Raw genomic sequence first — 22203 nt, forward strand, 5'->3', positions numbered from 1 at the left:
TCCGGCCTCTTGGGAAGCCATGCCACGCCTTTTAGTGAACCGTCCCGCTCAGCCCAGCCGCCCGGCCAGATAGGCCACTGCTTTGTTCAGCGTCTCGATGCCGTGATAATCCTCTTCCGGGATATTGACGCCCAGCCGTTCGTGCAGCGCTGTCACCAGGTTCAGGATATCCATCGAATCCAGCTCCAGATCGTCCTGCAGGTGATCGTTTCCGCCGATATCCTCGGCGTCGAGATCGGGGGCGACCGAAATCAGTTCTTCCAGGAATGCGGCCTTGATGTCGTCTTCGGTCATAACTCCTCCGGGCTTTGCAGCAGGGTATCGATTTGTTTCAGGAATTTCGCGCCGCGTCGTCCGTCGCTGACACGGTGATCGGCAGCCAGGGTGACGTGAACGCAAAGCCGCGCCATCACCGCGCCGTCGACCACGCGCGGCGCCACCCGCGGGGTGCCGAAGGCGACGATGGCCACCTGCGGCGGGTAGATAACGGCGGTCATGCCGTCGACGCCGTTTTCGCCGAGGCTGGAAATGGTGATCGTGCCTTGGGTCATTTCCGATCCCCTGAGCCGCCCCGACCGCGCCCGCGCCACCAGGTCGCGCATCGACGCCATCAGCTGATCGAGCGGCTGCGACGCGGCATCCATGATCGCGGGCGCGATCAACCCGCCGCCGCGCAGCGCCACGGCGACGCCCGCGTTGACGGTCTTCGACGGGGCGAACCCGTCCTCGTATTGCCCGTTCATCCCCTTGACGTCGCGCGCCGCCAGCGCGGCGGCCTTGACGAACAGCGTGCCCATCAGGATGCGGTCGCCCGGGTCGCAATCGGCATTGCGGGCACGCAGCCAGTCGTCGGCCTTTTGCAGGTCGATTTCGTGTTCGAGGTAGTAGTGCGGAATCTCGTGCTTCGACCGGGTCATCGCCGCCGCGATGGCCTCGCGCATTGCATCCAGATCAAGCCCCTGCTTGGCCGGTTTGCGCTTGCCCTTCCCCGCCGCGTCCACGTCGGCCAGCACGACGGCCCCGCCGGGGCCGCTACCCGTCACCCCCGACAGATCGACGCCAAGCTCCGCCGCCCGCGCCCGTGCGGCGGGCGAGGCCGGGATGTCCCCGGCCACCGCCGCCACCGGCGGCGGCGCGGGAACGGGTTTCGCCGGTTGGGCTGTGGGCACCGGTTCGGGTTCCCGCGCGGCTGCGGGCGCAGCCGCCTCGCCCTCGCCACGGATCACCGCCAGCGGCGCGCCGACCGGCAGGGTCGTGCCCAAGGCGGCGTCGATCCGATCCACCACGCCGTCCTCGAAAATCTCGATCTCGATCGCGCCCTTCTGGGTTTCGACCACCGCCACCACGTCGCCGCGCTTGACCGTATCGCCCGGGCCGACCAGCCATTCGACCAGCTTGCCTTCCTCCATATCGGCGCCGAGCGAGGGCATCTTGAACACGCCCATGGCTCAGCCCTTCCCGAGCGCGGCTTTGACCGCCGCCACGATGGCGGGCACCTGCGGGATCGAGGCGTCTTCGAGATGTTTCGGATAGGGGATCGGCACCTCCGCCGAACACACCCGGCCCACCGGCGCGTCCATGCGCCAGAACGCCTGTTCATGGATGCGCGCGGCAATTTCCGCCGACAAAGACCCCGAGCGCCACCCCTCGTCCACGATCACCGCCCGGCGGGTACGCGCGACCGAGGCGATGATGGTCGCATCGTCCAAGGGCCGCAGCACGCGCAGATCGATCACCTCGGCCTCGATCCCGTCCTTGGACAGTTCCTCCGCCGCCTCCAACGTCTTGTAGAGCGAGCCGCCATAGGTGATCAGGCTGATATTCTTGCCCGGCCGCCGGATCGCCGCCTTGTCAATATCGACCGGCCCGGCATTGCTGTCGATTTCGCCAGTCCGGTTATACAGCATCACGTTCTCGAAGATCAGCACCGGGTCGGGGTCGTTCAAAGCGGTCCACAGCATCCCGCGCGCATCCTCCAAGGTCGCGGGCGCCAGCACCCGCAAGCCGGGGATATGCGCGTACCAGCCTTCCAGCGAATGGGAATGCTGCGCCGCCAGCTGCTTGCCCGCGCCGGTGGCCATGCGGATCACCAGCGGTATGCCGAACTGCCCGGCCGACATGTGCCGGATGGTGGCGGCGGTGTTCATGATCTGATCGAGCGCCAGCAGGCTGAAGTTGACCGTCATCAGTTCCACGATGGGGCGCATTCCCATCGCCGCCGCGCCGATGCCGAAACCGGTGTAACCCGATTCAGACAAAGGCGTGTCGCGGATGCGGCCCTCGCCGAATTCATCCATCATGCCCTTGGACACGGCGTAGCAGCCGCCATAGGCGCCCACGTCCTCGCCCATCAGGAACACCCGGTCGTCGCGGATCATCGCGTCGCGGATACCCTGCTTGACGGCCTCGCGATAGGTCATCTCGACCGTCTCGCCCGAGGGTTTGGCCGCTGCGGGCGGGTCGGGCCTTTCTTCCGCCGTCACGTGGCGGGTCAGGTCTGCCAGCGGTTCCCAGCCGGAGCTTTCGGCGAATTCCACCGCCTCCGCGATTTCCGCGTCGATCCGCGCCTCCAGATCGGCCACGTCCTTGTCGTGGATCAGCCCCGCGCCGGTCCCCCAGCCTTGGAACCGCACAATGGGCCCGCGCTGGCGCCAATCCTCCACCTCGGCCTTGTCGCGGTAAAGCTGGGCGTCGAACATCGAATGGGCCCGGAACCGGTAGGTGCGGCATTCCAGGAAATAGGGCCGCGCGGTTTCGCGGATCGCGGCCAACGCCCGGCGCGCCGCCGCTTCGACCGCAACGACGTCATTGCCGTCGACCACCTCGGACGGGATGCCATAGGCGGCGGCCTTCTGATGGATATCGGTCTGCGATTCCGACCGCGCCAGCGCCGTGCCCATGGCGTAGCCGTTGTTTTCGCAGACGAAGAGCGCGGGCACCTGCCACAGCTGCGCGAGGTTCATGGTTTCGTGAAACTCGCCCTCGGCCACCGCCCCTTCGCCGAAGAAACAGGCGGTCACGCTGCCGGTGTCCTGCATCCGGTCGCCCAGCGCCAGCCCGCCCGCCAGCGGCAGCCCGCCGCCGACAATGGCGTTGCCGCCATAGAAATTCCGGTCCGCGTCGAACAGGTGCATCGACCCGCCGCGCCCGCCGGAACAGCCCGTGGCCTTGCCGTACATTTCGGCCATCACCGATTTCATCGGTACGCCGCGGATCAGCGCATGACCGTGTTCGCGGTAGGTGGCGACGATGCGGTCTTTTTCGCCAAGATGCGGTATGACCCCCGCGGCAATCGCTTCCTCGCCGTCGTATAGATGCAGGAAGCCACGGATTTTCTCCTGCGTGTAAAGCTCGGCGCATTTGTCTTCGAACTTGCGGACGCGCAGCATCTTGCCCAGCAGGTCGAGAACGTGATCGCGCGACAGGTGGATCTTGTCGGTCATGATTCATCCGTCTCCAGGGTGGAAATATCGCCCTCGGGCAGGCCCAGTTCGCGCGCCTTCAGCAGGCGCCGCATGATCTTGCCCGACCGGGTTTTCGGCAGGGTCTTGCGGAACACCACTTCGCGCGGGGCGACGGCGGGGCCCAGTTTCTTGCGGGCATGACCGCGAATGTCGCGTTCCAGCTCCTCCGACGGCTCGTAGCCGGGATTGAGCGACACATAGGCCTTCACCACCTCGCCCGCCGTTTCGTCCGGCAGGCCGATCACCCCGGCCTCGGCTACCGCTTCATGTTCGATCAGCGCGCTTTCGACCTCGAACGGCCCGATCAGGTGACCCGAGGATTTGATCAGGTCGTCGGCGCGGCCCACGAACCAGAAATATCCGTCCTCGTCCTTCATCGCCAGGTCGCCCGACAGGTACCAGCCGTCGCGGAAGGTTTTGTCGTACCGCACCTGTTCGTGCAGGTAGGTGCGCATCATCGACGGCCAGCCGGGGCGCAGCGCCAGTTCGCCGATCTCGCCCGGGGCGCATTCGCGCAACGGATCGCTTTCGGTATCGACCACCCCGGCCTCGATCCCCGGCAGCGGTTTGCCCATCGATCCGGGCCGAATGTCCTCTGCCGCGAGGTTGGCGATCATGATGCCGCCGGTTTCGGTCTGCCACCAGTTGTCGTGGAACGGGTGGCCGAAGACTTCCTTGCCCCAGACCACGCCTTCGGGATTGAGCGGCTCGCCCACGCTGGCGAGGAATTGCAGGTTGGAGAAATCGTAAGGCGCCGCCGCCTCGGCCCCCGCGCGCATCATCATGCGGATGGCGGTGGGCGCGGTGTACCAAATCTCGACCTTTTCGCGCTGCAACATGCCGTACCAGCGATCCAAATCGAATTCGGCCTCGTCCACCAGCAGGGTCGCGCCGTTCACCAGGGGCGAGATAATGCCGTAGGAGGTGCCGGTGACCCAGCCGGGATCGGCGGTGCACCAGTAGATCGCGCCGGGCCGCAGGTTCAGCGCGAAACGCCCGGTGGCGACATGGGCGTAAACCGCCTTGTGCACATGCACCGCCCCCTTGGGCCGCCCGGTGGTGCCGGAGGTGAAGTGGATCAGCGCCATATCCTCGGGCTGCGTCTGCGCGACCTCGAAGTCCTCGGACGCCGCCGCCAGCGCCGGGCCGAGCGCGACGCAACCTTCCGGTGCCTCGTCGACATCGACGAGGAAGACGACCTTCAGCGACGGGATTTCGGCGCGCCACTTGGCGATCTTGCGGCGGTAAATAGATTCGGTGGTGACCACCGCGTTGGCTTCGCCGATTTCCATACGGGTGCGGATGGGTTCGGGACCGAAGGCGGAAAACAGCGGCGAAAACACCAGCCCCGCCTTCAGCGTGCCGAGTGCTGCGATATAAAGCTCCGGCTTGCGGCCCATCAGGGAATAAAGCCGGTCACCCGGCGCAAGGCCACTTGCCATCAGCACATTGGCAAAGCGCGCGGTGGCCCTGGTCAGATCGGCATAGGTGAAATCGCGCAGCTCGTCGTCCTTGCCGAACCAGCGTAGTGCCAAGCGGTCGCCATCGCCGTGGGCGACATGCCGGTCCAGCGCCTCGTACGCGATGTTCAGACCGCCGCCGGGCAACCCGTCCAGCATATCCGCCGCCTGATCCCAGTCGAAGCCCGCGCGCCCCGCGCCGGGATCGCCCAGCACCGCATAAGCGCGTTCGGCATCGGTTTTCGCGATGGTGTCCCAGGTCATGCACAAATCCTCCCAAGCACACGGTAAGGCCGGGCCGCGGACCCGAACCATGATTCAGGTCAAGGTGGCGTCCGCCGCTTCCGGTTCTCCGTTCCGGGGGCCAAACAGCCAGCGCAGCGTCTTTATCACCTCGGGCACCAGGATCAGCGGCAGGCACAAAAGCCCGATCATCTGCCAATGTTCCCACCCCAAAGGCGCGGTGCGCAGCAAGGTCTGCAACGGCGGCCAATACACCGCCGCCAACTGGGCGCAGACCATCAGCACCAGCGCCACGATCAGCTTGGGGTTGGAAAACCATCCCAGCCGCCAACAGGGTTGAGTGAAAGAGCGGAAGGCGAAGACGCTGACCTTTTCGAACATCACCATCCCGGTGAAGGCGGCGGTGCGCGCCACCGCGTCGCCCTCGGCCATGAAGGCATAGAACAGGTAGAGGCTCGACGACCCGGTATAGGCGCCGAAGACCAGGATCAGCCCCACCGCTGTCCAGTCCATGATCCCCTGTTTCGCCGGGCGCGGCGGTTCTGCCATCTGGTCGGGCGTGCCGGGTTCCAGGCCAAGCGCCAAGGCGGTCACCCCGTCGGTGACAAGGTTCATCCACAGAATCTGCGTCGGCAGATAGATCAGCGGTCCGCCAAGCGCCAGGTTGGCCAGGATCGCGATCACCTCGCCCGCGTTCGACGACAGCAGGTAGCGCACGAAGCGGCGGATATTGGCGAACTGCCGGCGGCCTTCGCGGATGGCGCGTTCCAGCGTGGCGAAATTGTCGTCGAGCAGCACCAGATCGGCGGCATCCTTGGACACGTCGGTGCCCCTGATCCCCATGGCGACGCCGACATCGGCGCGTTTCAGCGCGGGCGCGTCGTTCACCCCGTCGCCGGTCATCGCCACGATCAGCCCGTCCCCCTGCAGAAGCTCAACCAGCCGCATCTTGTGTTCCGGCGCGGTGCGGGCGAACAGCACCGGGCCGTCCAGCACATCGCGCAGCGCCGCGTCGTCCATCTGTTCCAGATCGGCCCCGGTGATCGCCCGTTCGGCGGGCAGGCCCAGGGCGTCGGCGATGGCCCGCGCGGTGCGCGCGCCGTCGCCAGTGATCATGATCACCCGGATACCGGCAGACCGGCAGGCGCGGATCGCGCGCTTCACCTCGGGACGGGGCGGGTCGATCATGCCCACGAGGCCGATGAATTCCAGATCGGCCTCGGGCACGGCGGCCTCGGACACCTCGCGCCGGGCCAAGGCGATCACCCGCAGCCCCTTGTCGGCCATCTGTTCATAGACCGCGTGGATTTCTGCGCGCACCGCGTCGGTCAGCGGCGCAGTGCCCTTGGGACCGCGCCAATGGCTGCAAACCTCCAGCAGATGTTCCGGCGCACCCTTGGCCAGCTGCACCAGCCGGTCCTCCTGCCAGCGCACCATGCTCATCCGTTTGCGTTCCGAGGTGAAGGGAATCTCCTCCAGCGGGGCGGCGGCGGGCATCGGCGTCCAGCCCTTGTAGGCGAAGGTGACCAGCGCCCCCTCGGTCGGATCGCCGACCATGTGCCAGGTCGATCCCTCTCGATACAGGCTGGCATGGGAACAGCCCACCATCACGTCCAGCGCATCGGCGAGATCGGGATCGTCGCCGTAACGGTGCGGCCGCCCCTCCAGCAGGATGCGCCCGGCCGGATCGTAACCGGTGCCGACCGCCTCGTACCGCCGCCCGGCGATCCACAGCACTTCGCCGGTCATCATGTTTTCGGTCAGCGTCCCGGTCTTGTCGGTGCAGATGACCGAGGCCGATCCCAGCGTTTCCATCGCCTGCAGCCGCCGCGCCAGCGCCTTCTGCCGCACCATCGCCGCGGCGCCAAGCGCCAGGCTGATGGTGACCACCGCAGGCAGGCCCTCGGGCACGATGGCCACCGCCATCGACAGCCCGGTCATCACCATTTCGATCACGTCGCGCCCGGCCAGGATGCCGGTCAACGCGATCGCCGCCCCCAGCCCGAGCGAGGCGATCCCCAGCTGTCCGCCCAGCCGGCCCAGTTGCCGCGACAGGTTGGTTTCCTTTTCACCCACCGATCCGGTCAACTGGGCGATCTTGCCGAATTCGGTCGCGGGTCCGGTGGCACTGACCAAAGCCTCGCCGCGCCCCGAGACCACAAGCGTGCCCATCATCACCGCGCCCGCGTCGCCACCGTCGCCGGGCTTTTTCGACACCGAAATCGATTCCCCGGTCAGCACGCTTTCGTCGGTCCTGAGTTCCAGCGCCGACACCAGCCGCGCATCGGCGGGCACCTGATCGCCCGCATCCAGCAGCACCAGGTCGCCGGGCACGATATCGCGGCTGTCGATTTCCATCGGGTGACCGTCGCGGATCACCCGCGCGTGGCCCACCAGCATTTCGCGCAACGCCGCCAGAGCGGTTTCCGCCCGCCATTCCTGCACGAAGCCCAGCACCCCGTTCAGGATCACCACCATGCCGATGGCGATGCTGTCGATCCATTCGCCAAGCGCCAGCGCCACCAGCGCCGCGCCGATCAGCAGCAGCACCAGAAGGCCGGTGAACTGGCGCAGGAAAATCTTCCAGGCCGGAGTGGTGCGGGCTTCGCCGACGATGTTGCGGCCATGGATTTGCAGCCGCTTAGCCGCCTCGGCGCTGGTCAGCCCGTTGGCTTCGATAGGCGTCGTGTCGGTCTGCATCCGTCCTCCGGTCGCTGCCGCGTGTACGAACATCTTCGACTGCCACCATGGCGGGGGCCTTGAGACAGATCAACCGGCGCGCGACGTCATCCTAACAACCGCGTGAATTGCCGCGGTCAGATGCCCAGATACCGGTCGGTGATGTCCGGCGTCAGATCGGCGAAGGCCCCGGACCAGACCGAGCGGCCCTTTTCCAGAATCACCGCGCTGTCGGCGACGCTGCCCAGTTCCTTCAGCGACTTGTCGACGACGACGATCGCCAGCCCGGTTTCGGATTTCAGCCGGGCGATGGCGGCCCAGATTTCATGCCGCACCACCGGGGCCAGGCCTTCGGTCGCCTCGTCGAGGATCAGCAGGCGCGGGTTGGTCATCAGCGCCCGGCCAATGGCCAGCATCTGCTGTTCGCCGCCCGACAAGGACCCGGCCAGCTGATCGCGCCGTTCGGCCAGGCGCGGGAACAGGTCGGACACGGCAGCGAAATCCCACGGCCCCGGGCGGGCGGCGGCGATCAGGTTTTCATGCACCGTCAGATTGGCAAAACAGCGCCGCCCCTCGGGCACCAGCCCGATCCCGGCCCGCGCTGCCTGATGCGGTTTCAGCCGCGACAGGTCGCGGTGGTCGAACAGCACCGACCCGCCCTTGTGCTTCAGCAACCGGCAGATCACCTTGATCGTGGTCGATTTGCCCATCCCGTTGCGCCCCATCAGCGCCAAGACCTCACCCTCGGCCAGCGTCAGATCGACGTCGAACAGCGCCTGGGAAGGGCCGTAGAAGGCCGAGATATGGGAAAGTTGCAGGAAACTCATGCCTCTTCCCCCAAGTAAGCGCGGCGCACCTCGGGATCGTTGCGGATGTCCTCGACCGTGCCGCTGGCGATGATCCGGCCATAGACCAGCACGCTGATCCGGTCGGCCAGCGCGAACACCGCATCCATGTCATGTTCGACCAGCAGGATCGGCGCCTGTTGCCGCAACCGGTCCAGAACGCCCACCAGTTGCTGCGATCCTTCGGCACCGAGCCCGGCCATCGGTTCGTCCATCACGAAGGCCTTGGGGTCGAGCGTCAGCGCCACCGCGACCTCCAACTGGCGGCGCTGCCCGTGCGACAGCTCGGCGGTGCGGAAGGCGCGGAAATCCTGCAGGCCCACCTGTTCCAGCGCGGCCTCGGCGCGGGCGACAAGGTCGTGATCGCGCATCACCGAACGGACAAAGCGGAACACCCCACCGCGATGACCAAGCGCGCCCAGCATCGCGTTTTGCAACACGGTGTATTCCATCGCCAGCATTGATATCTGAAACGTCCGCGCCAGCCCCAGCCGCGCCCGCGCGGCGGTGGACAGGGCTGTGACGTCGCGCCCGGCGAAATGCACCGCGCCGCTGTCCGGCGCCAACCCGCCCGCGATCTGCGCGATCAGGGTCGATTTGCCGGCCCCGTTCGGACCGATCAGCGCGTGGATTTCCCCGGGCCGCAGGTCGAGGTCGATTGCATCGCTCGCCTTCAGCCCGCCGAAGCTCTTGCTGATGCCCCTGACATCGAGAACCGGATCAGTCATGCGCCACCTCGCGCCCGGCGATCAGCCCGTAGAGCCCGCCCTTGGCGAACAGGACAACGCCCAGCAGGATCGCGCCCAGATAGATATGCCAGAACTCGGAAAGCCCGCCGAGCGTATGTTCCAGCAGGATAAACAGCGCCGCGCCCGCCACCGGGCCGAACACCCGCCCGACCCCGCCGAGGATCACGAAAACCATGATTTCGCCCGAGGTCTGCCAGGACAGCATCGACGGGCTGACAAAGCGGTTCAGGTCGGCAAACAGCGCCCCGGCCAGCCCGGTGATCGCCCCCGAGATGGTGAAGGCTGTCAGGTACAGCCGATACGGCACCTGCCCCACCGCCTGCACCCGGTCGGGGTTCTGCCGCGCCGCGCCCAGCATCAACCCGAAGGGCGACCGCGCCGCGCGCCAGGTGCCGAACAGCACGATCAGCAGAACCGCATAACAGACCGCGAAGAACTGGATCGGGTCCATCGTGTTCAGCCCGGGGAAGGAATTGCGCACATAGATCGACAACCCGTCTTCGCCACCATAGGCGGGCCAGGAGATCGCGAAGTAATAAAACATCTGCCCGAAGGCCAAGGTGATCATGATGAAATAGACCCCCGCGGTGCGCAGCGACAGCGCGCCGATCACCAGCGCCGCCAGCGCACCGGTGACAATCGCCACCAGCCAGATCACCGGCATCGACTTGGTGCCCTCGATCAGCAGCGGCCATTCCATCATCGGGGTGTAATTCTGCGCGTGAAAGGCCAGGATGCCCATCGCGTAGCCGCCCAGCCCGAAAAACGCCGCATGGCCCAGGCTCACCAGCCCGCCGAAGCCAAGCGCGAAGTTCAGCCCGATCCCGGCGATGGCAAGGATCACCGCGCGGGTGGTCAGGGTGATCAAGAACGGCTCATCCGCGACGGAAGCCCAAAGCGGCAGCGCCAGCAGCAGAAGAAGGATCGCGGCATTCAGCAGGGTTTCGCGCTTCATCTCATGCCTCTCCGAACAGGCCCTTGGGCCGGAACAGCAACACGCCCGCCATCAGCAGGTAGATCGACATCGAGGCCAGCGACGACCCGACCGAGGTGGCCTCGGACGGGTTCATGAACAGGGCGAAAAGCTGCGGCAGCAGGAACCGGCCCAGCGTATCGGTCAGCCCCACCAGGATGGCGCCGATGAAGGCGCCCTTGATCGACCCGATGCCGCCGATCACGATCACCACGAAGGCCAGGATCAGCACCGGTTCGCCCATGCCGATCTGCACCGACTGGATCGCACCCACCAGCGCCCCGGCAAACCCCGCCAGAGCCGCGCCGAGCGCAAAGACCAAGGTGTAGAGCCGCGAGATGTTGACGCCCAAGGCGCCGATCATTTCGCGGTCGTTTTCGCCTGCGCGGATGCGGATACCCACCCGCGTGCGCGCGATCATCCAGAACAGCCCGGCGGCCAGCGCCAGCCCGACCCCGATCAAGGTCAGCCGGTAAAGCGAATATTCGATCCCCAAGGGCAGCGTCACCGTGCCCGACAGCCATTCGGGCTTGTCGAGGAACAAAGGGAAGGACCCGAACAGATACCGGGTGCCTTCGGAAAAGATCAGGATCAGCGCGAAAGTGGCCAGCACCTGATCGAGGTGATCGCGGTCATAGAGCCTGCGGATCACCGTCATCTCAATGACCACCCCGGCCATCGCCGCCGCCGCCAGGGAGGCCACCAGCGCCAGCAGGAAAGACCCGGTCAGCGCCGACACCCCCGCCGCCGCGAAGGCGCCGACCATGTAAAGCGATCCATGCGCGAGGTTGATCAGCCCCATGACACCGAAGATCAGGGTCAGCCCGGCGGCGATCAGAAACAGCATGACGCCGAACTGCAGCCCGTTCAGGGCCTGCTCGATCAGGAGAAGAGAGGACATGCGTCTATCCAGTCGGGACACCGGGCGGCGTGAAAGCCGCCCGGTGCCTGGGTCTTACATCTTGCACTCGTCCACGTAAGCGTTGGAGCGGTCTTCCAGCGCCACACCGACGATCTTGTTGGTGTAGACGTCGCCTTCCTTGATCACCTCACGGACATAGATGTCCTGGATCGGATGGTTGTTCGACGCGAAGGTGAAATCACCTCGCACAGATGCGAAATCGGCCGCTTTCAGCGCGGCGCGGAATGCATCGGCGTCCGAGATATCCGCCTTTTCCATGGCCGAGATCATCAGGTTCGCGGTATCGAACCCCTGCGCGGCATAGAGCGACGGCAGACGGCCATATTCGGCCAGGAAGCTTTCGACGAAGGCCTTGTTGGCGGCGTTGTCGATGTCCTTGCTCCATTGCGAGGTGTTCTTGACGCCCATCGCGGCTTCGCCAACCGCCTGCAGGATGCCCTGGTCGAAGCTGAAGGCGGGGCCGACGACCGGCAGGTCGACGCCGCTATCGGCATATTGCTTCATGAAGGAAATCCCCATGCCGCCGGGCAGGAAGAAGAACACGCTGTCGGCGCCGCTCGCCCGGATCTGCGCGATCTCGGCGGCGTAATCGGTCTGGCCCAGCTTGGTATAAACCTCGCCCGCCAGTTCGCCGGTATAGAACCGCTTGACGCCGGTCAGGCTGTCCTTTCCCGCCGGGTAGTTGGGGGCGAGAATGAAGGGTTTCTTGTAGCCCGCACTGGTCAGATAGGCCCCCGCCGCTTCGTGCAGGTTGTCATTCTGATAGGCGACCGAGAAATAGTTCGGGTTGCAGCCCTTGCCCGCTAGCGCCGACGGCGCGGCATTGACCGACAGGTAGAACTTGCCCTGCGCCACGGCACCCGGCACCACCGCCATGGCGAGGTTCGACCAGATGATGCCGGTCAGCACATCGACCTTGTCGGACTGGATCATCTTGTCGGCCAGTTGCACCGCGACATCGGGTTTGCGCTGATCGTCCTCGATCACCACTTCGATGTCATCGCGGCCCGATTGCCCGACCGCCAGCATGAAGCCGTCGCGCGCGTCGATGCCAAGCCCGGCACCGCCGCCCGAAAGCGTGGTGATCATGCCGACCTTGACGCCCTCGGCCCAGCCGCTGCCCGCCGCCAGTGCCGCCAGCGATGCACCCAGGATAAAAGATTTCAGTTTCATGTGACCCCCTTCGTTCTTCGTGTTTTTCGCGCCCTGCCGGGCTTATTGTCCGTCCCCGGCGTTTTGCCGGGACGTATGGAAAGCACTAAAGCGAAGGAACCGCCCGTTGCCTAGGGGCACGGGCGATTTTCTTTGCACCTGCGAAGCTTGGACGCGGGATCAGGTCACTTTCGACACGGTTTGATACTTCGGATCGCGCCACAGCTCCTTACCGATCACCTCTTCGATGATTTCGGCGGCGCGGATCACGTCCGCTTCATCAAGGTAAAGCGGGGTGAAACCGAAACGCATGATATTGGGCGCGCGGAAATCGCCGATCACGCCCCGGTCGATGCAGGCCTGCATCGCGGCGTAGCCGTGTTCAAACGCAAACGACACCTGCGAGCCACGTTCCTTCGCGTCGCGCGGCGAGGCCAGTGTGAGCTGCGGGCAACGCGCCTCGACTTCCTTGATGAAGCATTCCGACAGCGCGACGGAAGCCGCGCGCAGATCGGTCATATCCACCCCGTCCCAGACGTTCAGCGCGTGATCGAGCAGCGACAGCTGCACGATGGGCGGGGTGCCGACGCGCATCCGTTCGGTCGACATCGCCGGGCGGTATTCCGGGTCCATCGCAAAGGGCGCTTCGTGCCCCAGCCAGCCGGCCAGCGCCGGCTGCACCGTGGTCGCCAGGTCGGGGCGGACATAGATGAAGGCCGGCGCGCCGGGACCGCCGTTGAGGTATTTGTAGCTGCAGCCGACCGCGAATTCTGCGTTCGATCCGGTCAGGTCCAGCGGCACCGCCCCCGCGCTATGGGCCAGGTCCCAGATCATCACCGCGCCCACGGCATGGGCCTTGCGGGTGATTTCGACCATGTCATGCATCCGGCCCGAGCGGTAATCGACCTGGGTCAGCATCACCACCGCGACGTCCTCGGTGATCGCCTCGGCCACGTCTTCGGGCGCGGGGGTGCGCAGTTCATAGCCCTTGTCGATGGTGCCGATCAGCCCCTGCGCCATGTAAAGATCGGAAGGAAAATTGCCGTTATCCGACAGGATCACCCGGCGCTCGGGGTTCATCTTCAACGCCGCGGCCAGCGCCTGATAGACCTTGATCGACAGGGTATCGCCGGTCGCCACCGATCCTTCCGGCGCGCCGATCAGCCCGGCGATGCGGTCGCCCACCTTCTTGGGCAGCGCCATCCAGTCGGCGGTGTTCCACGCCTTGATCAGTTGCCCCCCCCATTCGTCGCGGATCACTTCGGCAGTGCGTTCGGTGGCGCCGCTGGGCAGCGGGCCCAGCGAGTTGCCATCGAGATAGATCACCCCCTCGGGCAGATCGAACATGTCCTTGCGCGGCAGTTTCACAGCCATGATCACAGCTCTCCTCGTACTTGCCACAGCTCCGGGAACAATTCGGTGCTGAGCATCTTCTTCAGATAATCCACACCTGAGGTTCCCCCGGTGCCGCGTTTGAATCCGATCACCCGTTCGACCGTGGTGACGTGGTTGAACCGCCAGCGGCGGAAATAATCCTCAAGGTCGACCAGCTTTTCGCCCAGCTCGTAGAGGGTCCAGTATGTGCCCACGTCCTCGTAGACCTGTTTCCACTTCGCCTGCACCTCGGGCACCGCCTTGTGCGGGGTCCGCAGCTGCGGGTCCGGCAGTCGCGCGTCGGGCCCGTCGATGGTGGTGAACAGAAGCCGGATCACGTCGTCGTAGAAGCTGGGCTTTTCCAGCTCATCCGACAGCATCTTGTGCACCTCGGGCATGTGCTCATGCGGCTTCAGCATGTTGGGATTGCGGTTGCCCAGCACGTATTCGATCATCCGATACTGGTAGGACTGGAACCCCGAAGACGGCCCCAACGCTTCGCGGAAGGTGGTGTAATCGGCGGGGGTCATGGTGCGCAGCACGTCCCAGGCGCTGTTCAACTGTTCGAAAATCCGGCTGACCCGCGCCAGCATCTTGAACATCTGCGCCATGTCGCCCGCATTCATCGCCTTGCGCGCCGCGGCCAGTTCGTGGATCGCCAGCTTCATCCACAATTCGCTGGTCTGGTGCTGGATGACGAACAGCATTTCGTCATGCGCGTCGCTTTGCGGGTGCTGCTGCGCCAGCAGCGCGTCGAGATGCAGGTAATCGCCATAGGACATCGCGTCCCGAAAGGTCATTTTCGCGCCCTCGGCGCCCGGATCGTAGGCTTGATCGCTCATCTGCCCCTCCCTCGTTCGGCATGTTGCTTGGGGTTCTGTAACAAAGCGGTTTGCGGAAACCTAGCCCGCTCATGCGCGCGACGGCGGACAAATCCGGCGCAATACCAAATTCTACCGATTGAGGGTTTTCTTTCGCAACGCAGCGGGTATAAATCGGCCCCATGACGATCAAGGGCCATATCTCGACCGCACAACGCCGCACCGACGGCGCGCTGTCGCTTGCTGCCCTGCTACTGCTAAGCCGCCTCTGAGCGTGCCGATCCGGCGCGACCGCTCAGAGGATGTGCCTTCTCGCGCCACGAGCTTCAGCAAGTTTTAGATAATGAGACCCGACATGACCGATATTACCAAGCAAGATCACGTTCTGATCTTTGACACCACCCTGCGCGACGGCGAACAAAGCCCGGGCGCGACCATGACCCACGCCGAAAAGCTCGAGATTGCCGAACTGCTGGACGACATGGGCGTCGACATCATCGAGGCCGGTTTCCCGATCGCGTCCGAGGGCGATTTCCAGGCGGTCAAGGAAATCGCCGAACGGTCGAAGAATTCGGTGATCTGCGGGTTGGCCCGCGCCAATTTCAAGGATATCGACCGCTGCTGGGAAGCGGTGAAGCATTCCGCCAAACCGCGCATCCACACCTTCATTGGCACCTCGCCGCAGCACCGGGCGATCCCGAACCTGTCGATGGATGAAATGGCCGAGAAGATCCACGACACCGTCACCCATGCCCGCAACCTGTGCGACAACGTGCAATGGTCGCCGATGGACGCGCTGCGTACCGAACACGATTACCTGTGCCGGGTGGTCGAGATCGCGATCAAGGCGGGCGCCACCACGATCAATGTCCCCGACACCGTGGGCTATACCATCCCGCGCGAAAGCTCCGATATCATCCAGATGCTGCTGGAACGGGTGCCCGGCGCCGACGAGGTGATCTTCGCCACCCATTGCCACAACGACCTTGGCATGGCGACCGCCAACGCGCTGGCCGCCGTCGAAGCGGGCGCGCGGCAGATCGAATGCACCATCAACGGGCTGGGCGAACGCGCCGGCAACACCGCGCTGGAAGAGGTGGTGATGGCGCTGCGGGTTCGTAACGACATCATGCCCTACCAGACCCATATCGACACCCGCAAGATCATGCACCTGTCGCGCCGGGTCGCGACCGTGTCGGGCTTCCCGGTGCAGTTCAACAAGGCGATTGTCGGCAAGAACGCCTTCGCCCATGAAAGCGGCATCCACCAGGACGGCATGCTGAAGAACGCCGACACGTTCGAAATCATGCGCCCCGAAGACGTCGGCATCGCCGGCACCTCGCTGCCGCTGGGCAAGCATTCGGGCCGCGCCGCGCTGCGCTCGAAGATGCATGAGCTGGGCTATGACATGGCCGACAATCAGCTCAACGACATCTTCGTGCGGTTCAAGGAACTGGCCGACCGCAAGAAGGAAGTCTTCGACGACGACCTGATCGCGCTGGTGCAGGACGAGGTCGGCCAGGGCGAGGCCGATACCCTGCAGCTGAAGCGGCTGCGGGTGGTCTGCGGCACCGAGGGCCCGCAAGAAGCCGATCTGACCATGACCGTCAACGGCGAAGAGAAAACCATCGACGCCACCGGCGACGGACCCGTAGACGCGGCCTTCAACGCGGTGAAGATGCTGTATCCGCACAAGGCCAAGCTGCAGCTTTACCAGGTGCACGCGGTCACCGAAGGCACCGACGCGCAGGCGACGGTTTCGGTCCGGATCGAGGAAGACGGCCGAATCGCCACCGGTCAATCGGCCGATACGGATACGGTCGTGGCCAGCGTAAAAGCCTATATCCACGCGATTAACCGGCTGATCGTGCGTCGCGAAAAAGTTGCACCGGGCGAGGATCGCAAGGAAATTAACTACAAAGACGTGCACTGATCCCGTCAAACTATATCCGAAAGAATGCCCCGGAGTTCTCCGGGGCATTTTATTTGACTCATTGGTAGAGGTTTGCGCCTCTGCCCGCCGTTTCGATGTAAGAGTGACCACGTTACACAAATTTGGCTTCTGAACCGGACCGGGCATCGCTTCCCGGGGCTGAACCATGTCGTTTGTTGTGAGAGATGGAAAAGCTGTGATCCGGCGTTTCAGACATAGATACGAAGCATTCTTCCCCAAGCCGACCCAGTTCGAGCGGCAGATCAGGACATCCTATGTCGTCCTGCTGATCCTTGCCACTCTCGCGGTCTATTCCCTCATTGCCAATATCCTGCTGCGCGTACCGACGCCGACGCTCCTTTCCGTCATCGCTCTGGCCAGCTTCGGGGTAACGGCGCTCATGCATCGCCGCCGGTGGCACATGCTGGGGCGCGTGCAAATGCTGTTGACGGCCGATCTTCTGTTGTTCGTCGACAGCTATTTCGAACATCCCTCCAGCAACATTTCGCTAGTGCTGCTGACCTTCGTCGGCCTGCCCTTCATCGTCTTTTCCTGGCGCGAAAACCGGCTGCTCGTCGGGGCTCTGTCGGCCGTGCCGCTGGTGCTGTGGAATATTCTGATTTTCACCAATTACGGTGATCTGAAATATGTCGAAATCGACGAAGAAACCTCCCGCGCCTTCGGATACTGGCATTCCACCGTCGTGTTCTTCCTCGTCGCGGCGGAATTCGCCTATTTCGACCATGTCGCCTTTAGATATTCCAGCGCCTTGCGCAAATCGCTCGCCGCGGAAGAAAAGGCCGGCCGGGCCAAGACGGCCTTCCTGTCGTCGATGAACCATGAAATCCGCACGCCGCTGAACGCCATCATCGGCAGCGCCGACCTGCTGCGCGCCCATCCGGAGGCGACCCCGGATATCCGCAGGCTGGCCGATTACATCGACCGGGCCGGGCAGAACATCCTGACGATGACCGAAAAAAGCCTGACCTATACCAAGCTGATCAGTTCGCCGATCGACGTTTCGCTGAGCGCCGAAGACCCGATGGATTTGATCCGGGCCGAACTGGCCCGGTTCGAGACGTTGATCCGGTCGAAGGACATCAAGGTGGAAACCCGGCAGATGTGCGCCGACCCGGTGCTGGCCGATCCCAAGCTGCTGTCCAAGGTTCTGGCCCAGCTGATCGACAACGCGGCCAAATACCTGCCCCAACGCGGGACGGTAAAATTCATCGTCGCCCAGGGAGTCGATGGCACCATCCGCATTTCGGTAAAGGATAACGGGCCCGGCATCCCGATCGAGATGCGCGAACAGGTGTTCCAGCCCTTCGAGCGGCTGCAACAGACGCTGGGCACGCAATCGGGCGGCGGGGTCGGTTTGACCATCGCCAAGACCTATGTCGAAGCGATGGGCGGCGACATCGGCATCGCCCCGATCAGCAGCGGCGGCACCCATGTCTGGGTGGAACTGCCGCGGGTCGTCACCAAAAAGAACAAGAAGCGGATCGCCAAGGATACGCTGATCGGCCCCGTTGCCGTTCTGGCGGAACCGGTGCAACCCAACTGAGGAACCGGGGCGCGGCCAGCAGCCAGCGCGATCAGAACCGCTCCAGCAGCCGCTTGAGGTAATCCAGTTCGTCCTGCGACCGGTCGCCTTCGCCAGACCGGCGGCGGATTTCATCCAGCAATTCGCGCGCCCGGCGATAGACGTCTTCGCCCTGCAGCAGGCTGTCATCGCCGCCCAGGGCGCCGCGCGATCCCGGTTTGCGGCCCAGTGGGTCGCGTTGCTGCGATCCGGCATTGCCCATCGCCTGGCCCTGGCCGCCCTGCTGTTCGCGCTGCGCCTCGGCCATGGCTTCGCCAAGGTTGCGGATGCCCTCGCGCAGCGCATCCATCGCCTCGGCCTGCTTGTCGATGGCCCCGGCCAGATCGTCCTGCCGCAGCGCATCCTCGGCGCCGCGCATGGCGCGGTCGGCCTGTTCCAGCGCCTCGCGCGCGGCCTGGCCGCCCTCGGTGCCCTCACCCGGCAGGTTGCCGCGTTGGCGGTTCAGTTCGTCGCGCAGATCGCGCTGGCGCTCGGCAAGGCTGCGGTCGCCGGACTGTCCGGTTTCACCGGCCCCGTCACCCTGACCGCCCTGCCCTTCGTGGCTTTGGCCCTGGCCCTCGCCGCCGTTGCGGCCCTGGTTGCCCTGGCTTTGGCCCTGATTGGCGCCGGGGTTGAATTGTTCCTGCAGGTCGCGGAACGCCTGATCCGACAGCCCCTGCTGATCGCGCAGAGTTTCGGCAAGGTTGTCCATCGCCTGCTGCCCCGGCGATCCCTGGCCTTCGCCGCCCTGGGTTACCCGCATGTTTTCCATCAGCTGCTGCAACTCTTCCAGCGCCTGCTGCGCCTCGGCCATGCGGCCCTGTTCCATCAGCTCCTGGATCCGGTCCATCATCCGCTGCAGATCGTTCATGTCCATCTGCATCATGTTCTGGGCATCGGCGCTGTCGAATTCGTCGTTTTGATCCTGCTCCTTCTGCGCCTGGCGCGACAATTGCCGCAGGTAATCCTGCGTCGCGTCGCGCAGTTCCTGCATCAGCTCGGCGATCTCGCTTTCGCTGGCGCCGCGCTTCATCGCTTCGCTCAGCCGTTCCTGCGCCCGCGCCATCCGCTCGCGCGCATCGTCGATATCGCCCTCTTCCAGCGCCAATGCCAGGTCCCACAGCGCTTGGGCGATCTCGTCACGCTGGTCGGCGGTGATCCCGGCCTCGGCATAGGTTTCCAGCCGCCGCAGGATGACCCGGAACTGCAGGTAATCGGCCTCGGAGCGGAACAGGTTTTCCTCGGGTTTCCACGACACCGCGCGCAGCACCTGCGCCACCCGGCCCGCGTTCTGCCGGTTCCACAGCAGATCGCGGCGCTGCTCGACCACCGCAGCCGCCAGCGGGTCGAAGAACCGCCGCGCCGGCAGCGCCATGCGCGCCGGTTCGGCCATGCCGGTCTGTCCGGCCTCGTCGTTGACCTCCAGCGTCACCACCACCGGCAGATGCGCCCAAGGATGCTGGGAAAAATCGTCGATCAGGGATTCGGCGAATTCCGCCCGGCTGCCCGCGATGGGCAGCGGCAGGTCGCGGATGATTTCGGGCCGCTGTTCCGGGTCCATCGCCAATCCATAGCGGCGGTCCACCGCATCCAGGTCCAGCGCGATCACCGCCCGCCCCGCGACGACACCGTAATCGTCGGTCGCCTCGAAGGGCAGGCTCATCTGCCCTTCATAGGTGGTCTCGGGCGGTCCGGCGACGGTCACGGCGGGGGCCGCATCGGGCAGGATCGCCACGTCCCAGGCGCGGCCGCCGGGGCCGTTGATTTCGATCTTGCCGCCCTGTGCGACGGCGAATTGCTGTTCGGGGTCCGAGGCGGGCGGCACTTCCCCGATACGCCCCGACACGGTTTCGGCCAAGGTCAGCTTCCCGACCTCGCCGTAAAAGCGCAGGATGATGCCGCTGCCTTCGGGGATGGACAGATCGCCTTCGGCCTGATCGGGCAGGTATAAAACCGGCAGCCCGGTATAGGCGGGCGGTTCGATCCAGCCCTCCCAGGACGGTCCCGCGGCCAGCGCCTGACCGCCCCCGCCCAGGTCGCCGACATCGCCGATCCGGCCCAGCGATCCGAACATCAGCCCCACCGCGACGCCCAGCAGCGCCACGTAGCGCAGTGCGAAGGGATCGCGGCGCGACAGTTTCAGATCGGGGCGCACAGCGCGCGCGCCGCTCAGCCGCGCCGCCATGCGTTTGCGGTGTTCGCGCCACAACGCCTCGGAGGCCGCATCGCCCGCGCCGATCGCCTGCGCGTCGGCCAGCGTCTGCAACGGGCGGCCCACCATGGTGGCGTCCAGCCGCGCCACCGCCTCGGCCCGGCGCGGCCAGCGGAATTTCCAGATGCCGAACCAGAAGGTCAGAGCCAACGACACGATCGCCACGACCACCGCCGACCAGACCAGTTCCACCGCCAATGTCCGGTGCAGCCCCATCATCAGCAGGGCGAGGCAGGCCATCGCCACGCTCCAGAACGGCCAAAAGGCCACCGTCACGCGCTCGGCGATCAAGCCGGCCCATGTCAGGCGCAGCGGCCAGCGCACCTTGGTATCGAACGCGTCTCTCGGCTCAGCCATACCTATTCCCGGGGGCTGGGCGCGGGGATCGCGCTACAGCCACGAGGGAATGGTATCGCGATTTATGATCTCGTCAAAGGTCGGACGTGAGCGGATAACCGCAAATTGATCGCCCTTCACCAGAACTTCGGGGATCAGCGGCCGGGTGTTGTATTCGCTCGACATCACCGCACCGTAAGCCCCGGCCGAGCGGAAGGCGACCAGATCGCCCGCCGCAACCGGCGGCATCATCCGCTGCTTGGCGAAAGTATCGCCGGTTTCGCAGACCGGGCCCACGATGTCATAGGGGCGCTGTTCCGCCGCCGCTTCGGGTTCGATGATCGGGATGATGTCGTGATGCGCCTCGTACATGGCCGGGCGCACCAGATCGTTCATCGCCCCGTCGAGGATCAGGAAATCGCGCCCTTCGCCCGATTTCACATAGACCACCTTGCTGACCATGATCCCGGCATTGCCGGCGATCAGCCGGCCCGGTTCGATCTCGATCTCGCAGCCCAGATCGCCCAGTTCCTCGCGGATCATCGCGCCGTATTCGATCGGCAGCGGCGGCGCCTCGTTCGAGCGGGTATAGGGAATGCCCAGACCGCCGCCCAGGTCGAGCCGGTGAATGTCGTGCCCGTCCTCGCGCAGCGCCCGGGTCAGTTCGGCCACCTTGCGATAGGCCAGGCGGAACGGTTCCAGATCGGTCAGCTGGCTTCCGATATGCACGTCGATGCCGACGACCCGCAGCCCCGGCAACTGGGCGGCGCGGGCATAGACCTCGCGCGCCCGGGCGATCGGGATGCCGAACTTGTTCTCGCTCTTGCCGGTGGCGATCTTGGCATGGGTCTTGGCGTCCACGTCCGGGTTCACCCGCACGGTGACCGGCGCCTGCACGCCCAGCGACAAAGCGACCTCGTTCAGGACCTCCATCTCGGGCTCGGATTCCAGGTTGAACTGGCGGATACCGCCCTCAAGCGCCGCACGCATTTCGTCGCGCGTCTTGCCGACGCCGGAAAACACGATGCGGTCGCCCGGTACACCGGCGGCGATGGCGCGGGCATATTCGCCGCCCGATACCACGTCCATGCCCGCCCCGGCCTCGGCCAGGGTCTTCAGGATCGCCTGGTTGCTGGCGGCCTTCATCGCGTAGCAGACCACGTGGTTCATCCCCGCCAGCGCCTCGTCGAACAGCCGGTAATGGCGCAGCAACGTGGCGGTGGAATAGCAATAGAAGGGCGTACCGACCTGGGCCGCGATTTCGGCCACCGGCACATCCTCGGCGTAAAGCGCCCCGTTGTGATAGAGGAAATGATCCATCTTCTTCGCCCCTTCATTGCGTTGCCTGCGTCATAGCCACAGCCGCTCGGCAATTCAATTCATCAAAACAGCGCGCCCCTGCCCGTCTCGCCTGCCGAACGGACTTATTCGCACCAAGACAAAACAGGCACACCCATC

At 65.1% G+C, this 22203-nt stretch carries 16 protein-coding genes; 2 read left to right on the top strand and 14 right to left on the bottom strand.

Going from position 1 to position 22203, the window contains the following annotated elements; all coding sequences use genetic code 11:
* Positions 1 to 48: 48 nt before the first annotated feature.
* The 12 genes from GR167_RS18025 to kynA all read right to left on the bottom strand — a co-directional run bounded on the left by GR167_RS18025 (position 49) and on the right by kynA (position 14703).
* Positions 49 to 294 (bottom strand): acyl carrier protein, encoded by a 246-nt coding sequence (locus GR167_RS18025; protein ID WP_160975130.1) that lies wholly within the window; start codon positions 292 to 294, stop codon positions 49 to 51.
* Complete coding sequence (locus tag GR167_RS18030) at positions 291 to 1445, bottom strand: dihydrolipoamide acetyltransferase family protein (protein WP_160975131.1); 1155 nt, start codon at positions 1443 to 1445, stop codon at positions 291 to 293. The genes GR167_RS18025 and GR167_RS18030 overlap by 4 nt, the downstream gene beginning before the upstream one ends.
* Before the next feature lie 3 nt (positions 1446 to 1448).
* A complete protein-coding gene (pdhA, locus tag GR167_RS18035; RefSeq protein WP_160975132.1) occupies positions 1449 to 3443 on the bottom strand; it encodes a pyruvate dehydrogenase (acetyl-transferring) E1 component subunit alpha in 1995 nt (664 codons plus the stop codon).
* Positions 3440 to 5188 carry an acetate--CoA ligase gene (gene acsA / locus GR167_RS18040; protein ID WP_160975133.1) on the bottom strand — a complete coding sequence of 583 codons (1749 nt, stop codon included), beginning with the start codon at positions 5186 to 5188 and terminating at the stop codon, positions 3440 to 3442. The genes pdhA and acsA overlap by 4 nt, the downstream gene beginning before the upstream one ends.
* A gap of 54 nt (positions 5189 to 5242) precedes the next feature.
* Positions 5243 to 7867: a cation-translocating P-type ATPase gene (locus tag GR167_RS18045; protein ID WP_160975134.1), complete on the bottom strand. Its 2625-nt coding sequence runs from the start codon at positions 7865 to 7867 to the stop codon at positions 5243 to 5245.
* 116 nt (positions 7868 to 7983) lie between these two features.
* Positions 7984 to 8673 (bottom strand): ABC transporter ATP-binding protein, encoded by a 690-nt coding sequence (locus GR167_RS18050; protein ID WP_160975135.1) that lies wholly within the window; start codon positions 8671 to 8673, stop codon positions 7984 to 7986.
* Positions 8670 to 9419: an ABC transporter ATP-binding protein gene (locus GR167_RS18055; protein WP_160975136.1), complete on the bottom strand. Its 750-nt coding sequence runs from the start codon at positions 9417 to 9419 to the stop codon at positions 8670 to 8672. Before GR167_RS18055 ends, GR167_RS18050 begins: the two co-directional genes overlap by 4 nt.
* On the bottom strand, positions 9412 to 10395 hold the full coding sequence (locus tag GR167_RS18060; protein ID WP_160975137.1) for a branched-chain amino acid ABC transporter permease: 984 nt from the start codon (positions 10393 to 10395) through the stop codon (positions 9412 to 9414). Before GR167_RS18060 ends, GR167_RS18055 begins: the two co-directional genes overlap by 8 nt.
* 1 nt (position 10396) lies before the next feature.
* Complete coding sequence (locus GR167_RS18065) at positions 10397 to 11314, bottom strand: branched-chain amino acid ABC transporter permease (RefSeq protein ID WP_160975138.1); 918 nt, start codon at positions 11312 to 11314, stop codon at positions 10397 to 10399.
* Between the two features lie 54 nt (positions 11315 to 11368).
* Entirely contained in the window at positions 11369 to 12508 is a 1140-nt protein-coding gene (locus tag GR167_RS18070) for an ABC transporter substrate-binding protein (RefSeq protein ID WP_212770035.1), read from the bottom strand.
* 159 nt (positions 12509 to 12667) lie between these two features.
* Positions 12668 to 13861: a kynureninase gene (gene kynU / locus GR167_RS18075; RefSeq protein WP_160975139.1), complete on the bottom strand. Its 1194-nt coding sequence runs from the start codon at positions 13859 to 13861 to the stop codon at positions 12668 to 12670.
* A gap of 2 nt (positions 13862 to 13863) precedes the next feature.
* Positions 13864 to 14703: a tryptophan 2,3-dioxygenase gene (gene kynA, locus GR167_RS18080; protein WP_160975140.1), complete on the bottom strand. Its 840-nt coding sequence runs from the start codon at positions 14701 to 14703 to the stop codon at positions 13864 to 13866.
* Positions 14704 to 15037: 334 nt separating this feature from the next.
* Between kynA and GR167_RS18085 the strand changes: the two genes are divergently transcribed.
* Positions 15038 to 16615 carry a 2-isopropylmalate synthase gene (locus GR167_RS18085; protein WP_160975141.1) on the top strand — a complete coding sequence of 526 codons (1578 nt, stop codon included), beginning with the start codon at positions 15038 to 15040 and terminating at the stop codon, positions 16613 to 16615.
* A gap of 196 nt (positions 16616 to 16811) precedes the next feature.
* The gene (locus tag GR167_RS20325) at positions 16812 to 18179 is read left to right on the top strand and encodes a sensor histidine kinase (protein ID WP_160975142.1); all 1368 of its coding nucleotides are present in this window, start codon (positions 16812 to 16814) and stop codon (positions 18177 to 18179) included.
* Positions 18180 to 18210: 31 nt separating this feature from the next.
* Here the strand turns inward: GR167_RS20325 and GR167_RS18095 are convergent, their stop codons facing one another.
* Together GR167_RS18095 and lysA are read right to left on the bottom strand one after the other, a co-directional pair.
* Positions 18211 to 20766, bottom strand: a complete 2556-nt coding sequence (locus GR167_RS18095) for a TIGR02302 family protein (RefSeq protein ID WP_160975143.1) — start codon at positions 20764 to 20766, stop codon at positions 18211 to 18213.
* Between the two features lie 33 nt (positions 20767 to 20799).
* On the bottom strand, positions 20800 to 22065 hold the full coding sequence (gene lysA / locus GR167_RS18100) for a diaminopimelate decarboxylase (protein WP_160975144.1): 1266 nt from the start codon (positions 22063 to 22065) through the stop codon (positions 20800 to 20802).
* Between the last annotated feature and the right edge of the window lie 138 nt (positions 22066 to 22203).

The organism is Thalassovita mangrovi (assembly GCF_009857745.1).
Classification (GTDB): domain Bacteria; phylum Pseudomonadota; class Alphaproteobacteria; order Rhodobacterales; family Rhodobacteraceae; genus Thalassobius; species Thalassobius mangrovi.